This is a genomic window from Micropruina sp., assembly GCF_047606665.1.
Taxonomy (GTDB): Bacteria; Actinomycetota; Actinomycetes; order Propionibacteriales; family Propionibacteriaceae; genus Micropruina.
The window spans coordinates 1-4,118 of record NZ_JASGEF010000066.1 but is presented as its reverse complement, the minus strand read 5'-3'; the positions used below and the strand labels follow the sequence as shown (position 1 = coordinate 4,118).

Below are 4,118 nucleotides of genomic sequence, written 5' to 3'. Positions count from 1 at the left end.
GTGCACGGCTGGAAAGCCGCACTCGGCGCCCTCGCTCTGGCCTACCCCGACCGACTCACCCGCTACCTATGACCGAGCCCCACAACCACTAAACCGGAACTACTTACACAGAAGACTTGACAAGCTCTCTGGACCCGCTCGCCGGCCAGACGCTCGGCCAGTTCCAACACCGCGTTCGTCGTTGCGGACACCTCCCACACCAGGCTGCTACGCCTGTCCGGTCGGGACGGATCAGGTCTTCGTAGACACACCATCCCCGCCGCCTTGGACACATCGACCGCGGCCACCCGCTCCCAGATCCGCTCGTGCTCGACATCACGGATCTCCTGCGGCTCGCTCTTCACCTCGATCACCGCCCTTCCCACTCCACCAGCCAACACAGGCGGGGGCCCGGGGCCTCGGTCAGGAAGAACCGAACTCTAACCGGCGTGCTCGTAGCAACAATGCGCGACCCGAAAGGTCAAGGCCCCCGCCAGACTAGTCCACGGGCTCTGGTCCCAACGAGAAACCGGCGTCACGGACACCCACCCCATTTTCCACGCCTGCGTGACGTCCGCGACAGCCGACATGGTGACTAGTCCGGAAAGGGGCTTAAGCGACACCACGGGCAGCCTGCTGCAGAGCATGCCTCCGGGACGTCAGCCCCGGCCCAGCGCGCATCTCGCATCTTCGATCGAGCCTTCAGGCTCAAATTCCATGCCCCCAAAGTGCCCCCGAAGTTCGGATGCAGGCCTAGGAACAGCTATGCAGACCTAGCGCAACGGGCGAGAGAAACACCTAGTCGAGCGCCACTATGCGCTCCTGGCTAGAGAATTCCAGCCGGGCCTGCCACGACTTCGAATCTCGTATCCTCCGCCAGAACCGATCTATTCCAACTCGCGCGGGTAGTGCCCTCCTGAGATCGGAAGAGGTCAACCACCCGCGGTGGCGCCCCAGGCGCCGGCGTATCCGCATCCCCTTGATGGCCGTGTTCGCTCCCTGGGCTCGGCGAACCTCGTCAGCTTCCAGTAGTTCACTGAGGGGTGGCTGCCACCCCGCGATCCCTCGTAAGTAGCACTCAATCCGTTGGAGGGGTTCCGTGGTTGCTGCTGTATCGACGTGAGTCCGGATCAGTACCGAATCGCGAACATCCGGTTGACGTCGCGCTCGACGAGCCTGGCCAGCTCGATCAGGACCAGTACACGCAGACGATCCGGATCCCCCACCGGCTGCGGTTCCGGATCGATCGGGCCGGCATAGAGCACCGGTCGTAGCTGGATGCCGGAACGGCGAAGCTGCGAGCACAGCTTCGCCTGGTCGTTGGAACACCGCCCCAGCACCCCTGCTCGGCGCCGATTCCGCTCTGGCTACCCTGTCGACACCCGTACCGATGCAACCGGATCACTTTGGCCCGTTCCGCGGCATCTGCTCATAGGCAGAGCGCGGCGTCAACGTTCTACCTTGTGCTCACTCATAGCGACGTTGGTTCGGTCCTGGAGCGTTTGGACGGCGTGGGTAACGGCGTCGAAGTCGAGGGGCTCGTCGATCATCTGTGCTTGGAGCATCTGCTCGTAGTCACGGCGCAGTACCTGAAGCCCGGTGCTATCGGGTAGTAGGGCGGCGTTGCCGGTGAGGCACAGCTCGTACTCGGCGTAGGCAGTGCGGAAGTAGAGATTCTTGATCTTCACGACATCTTCAAGCAGAGCGCGGTCGGCCAGTGCATGTTCGGCGATGTCTTGGTCGGCAAGTCTGGCGAGGTCATACCAGTGGCGTGACAGCCGTTCGCTGGTCTTGAACTCGGCTCGGCGACTCTCGGCGTGGGCGAGGGTGAATTTCTCCCAGAAGGTGCGCTCGGGGGAGAGGACGTCGACGTCGGCGGTGGGCAGCGTAAGTTCGGGGAAAGTGTGGGCCAGGTAAGGACGGATCGTACGCCGGCTGCTCGGATCGATCGCGTTGCGTCCGCCGAACTCGATCTTGACGCCTTCGGAGCGCAGGTAGTCCGACACGGGTGAGGCAACGGTCGGGTACCTCACCCAGACGATGTCGCCGTCGGTGACGTCGCTGATGGTGACGTCAACGGGCAGGTCGGCCGCGCGGGCCCGTAGGTGAGGCACGACGATGTCGGTGAGGACGGCGGCGAGGCGTTCGCGCAGCAAAGACTCCATGCGGCGGCGGGCTTTCGAGGACATCTGGTCGGGATAGACGTCTTGGTCGGGTGCCAGTTCGACGGCGTTCAGGGTGACGTCGATGTCCTCGGAGAACCGCTGGATCGCGTTGAACACCTTCGACAATGACGTGCCGCCCTTGAACGCCATGTGGGGGACGCCAGGCGTGGCGAACAGCGCGTCGAGCGCCCAGACCACCCACAGGTCCTTCTCGACCAAGTCGTCACGCCGGCCCTGTTCATCGGCGGCGATCCGGTACGCCTCACGCTGCTCTTCAGCGGCCAGACTGAAGAACTCGGGTGTGGACGCGGTCATGCCGCCTCCTGTGTGCGCTGCATCAGCTCTGAGAGCCAACCGGGCATGAGCGCGACGCTCCTGCGCAGCACGGCAGTCTCTGCCGGGCCGATTCGCCGCTCGACCTGCCGGATGGTGTCTGTGGTGACCTCGCGTGCGCCGAGGTAGCGCAAGGCTGCCAGCGCGTCGCCCGCCGGGCGACCGGCGAGCGCGAGACTTCGCGGCGCGGCGTGACGAAGGATGACCTCGCGGTTTCCGACCCGTACCCGGCGGCTGCGTCCACTGGTCGCGTACACGGTCGTCATCGGCACCTGAGTGGACAGTCCGAGCCGGCGAGCGGCCTCGGCGCCGTGCGGGGCAAGAACCTCGCCAGAGGACTGCGCGATGGCTGCCACCACCTCCTCCGGGGACGGTGGCACCGGGCGGCCGAGCGCAGCGCTCAGACGCGGACGCACGTAAACCCCCCGCGCGGGCCGCTCCAACTCTCCAGACTTCACCAGCCGGGTCAGCGCCTGGTCGACCGCCGCGCGCGGGCCGAGCCCGACCAGCTCACGAACCGTGAACGGCTTCCCCGGAGGCTGGCTGCCAGCGAATGCGCGCACCCGCTCGGGGACGCTGGCAGTACTTTGCACTGCCAGCGTCGCGTGGGCCCGTGATTCGATCACGTCAGAAAGTGTAGCGATCTTTCTGACGGCTGCCGGTGGAATGGTGGGGGCCGTGATCGGCATCCAGATAGCGAGGGCCTGTCACCTCAGCCCACCTGCTCCACCCCTTCACGGTCACGCCGGCGTCTTCGAACAGGTCTGCCGCGAGGGCCCTGCCGTCACGCCCATGCATCGCGAGATGCGCCACCAGCCTGTCGAGAGCAACCAGCCTGTCCGCCCGGACGGCGTCGCGCACCACGCCGGCGACCAAGGACCGATCTATTCGCAGATCCACGAGGTCCGCGATCATGCGCTCGACGGTCAGTGCCGGCATACCCCCCACCGGGACGACCTCGTCCGCCGTCAGGCGTCGCACCCTCAGTCGCACCCCAGGCAGCCGGGTGCCCCTGCGGGTGGGAACCATGAAGTCGAAACCGTCCAGGAAGAAGTCGCCGAGCCCGTGGACCACGGCCGCCGTGACGCTAGCAGCGACTACCGGGCGACACCTGACTCCGTACGCGGGTTGGTTGCGCCGCCCAGCGCCAGCCAGGTTGCGTAGATGGCCTCGTTGTCTTGTGGCGGCGCTCCGGCCATCCGGTACACACCTTGCGCGACCCGCTCAAGAGCGCCGGCCGATGCCATCCGCGATAGCTGCTTGCGAGAGACGCCGACCATCTCGGCTTGGGTGGTCGTGGCCAGACCCCAGCGCCGTTCAGCGACAGCACCGAGCTTCACCAGAGTCGCATCCGCCATGGCAACTATCGTGTCCGTTACCGGGTACAAATGTTGCGATGATAGCCGGATTCGACCTAGTGTCCTGTCAGGTTGTTCCGGTGGTTATTTGTTGATGGCGGTGCAGTAGCCGGCGAGGCGTTGGAGGATCTGGTCTGCGGTCTTGCGCCAGATGAAGGGTTTGGGGTTGGTGGTCCAGTTGTCGACCCAGGCCTGGATGTCGGCGGTGAGGGCTTGGACGTCGCGGTGGGCGGAGCGTTGGAGCTTCTTGGTGGTGAGGGCGGAGAACCAGCGTTCGACGAGG

The 4,118-nt window shown here is 65.5% G+C and carries 5 protein-coding genes and 1 pseudogene; all 6 read right to left on the bottom strand.

What is annotated here, in order from left to right; all coding sequences use genetic code 11:
* Positions 1 to 1,109: 1,109 nt before the first annotated feature.
* Positions 1,110 to 1,319, bottom strand: coding sequence for a hypothetical protein (locus QM619_RS16010; protein WP_415111014.1), 210 nt, complete (start codon positions 1,317 to 1,319; stop codon positions 1,110 to 1,112).
* Between the two features lie 108 nt (positions 1,320 to 1,427).
* Positions 1,428 to 2,459 carry a nucleotidyl transferase AbiEii/AbiGii toxin family protein gene (locus QM619_RS16005; protein ID WP_415111011.1) on the bottom strand — a complete coding sequence of 344 codons (1,032 nt, stop codon included), beginning with the start codon at positions 2,457 to 2,459 and terminating at the stop codon, positions 1,428 to 1,430.
* Positions 2,456 to 3,103: a DUF6088 family protein gene (locus QM619_RS16000; RefSeq protein ID WP_415111008.1), complete on the bottom strand. Its 648-nt coding sequence runs from the start codon at positions 3,101 to 3,103 to the stop codon at positions 2,456 to 2,458. Before QM619_RS16000 ends, QM619_RS16005 begins: the two co-directional genes overlap by 4 nt.
* Before the next feature lies 1 nt (position 3,104).
* Positions 3,105 to 3,551 (bottom strand): hypothetical protein, encoded by a 447-nt coding sequence (locus tag QM619_RS15995; protein ID WP_415111005.1) that lies wholly within the window; start codon positions 3,549 to 3,551, stop codon positions 3,105 to 3,107.
* A gap of 23 nt (positions 3,552 to 3,574) precedes the next feature.
* Entirely contained in the window at positions 3,575 to 3,835 is a 261-nt protein-coding gene (locus QM619_RS15990) for a type IV toxin-antitoxin system AbiEi family antitoxin domain-containing protein (protein ID WP_415111002.1), read from the bottom strand.
* Between the two features lie 84 nt (positions 3,836 to 3,919).
* Positions 3,920 to 4,118: pseudogene (locus QM619_RS15985) on the bottom strand (IS630 family transposase); the annotation flags it as partial.

Bases quoted from the DNA above. Each gene is read 5' to 3' on its own strand.
- QM619_RS15990 (WP_415111002.1), bottom strand. From the start codon at position 3,835: ATGGCGGATGCGACTCTGGTGAAGCTCGGTGCTGTCGCTGAACGGCGC.
- QM619_RS16005 (WP_415111011.1), bottom strand. From the start codon at position 2,459: ATGACCGCGTCCACACCCGAGTTCTTCAGTCTGGCCGCTGAAGAGCAG.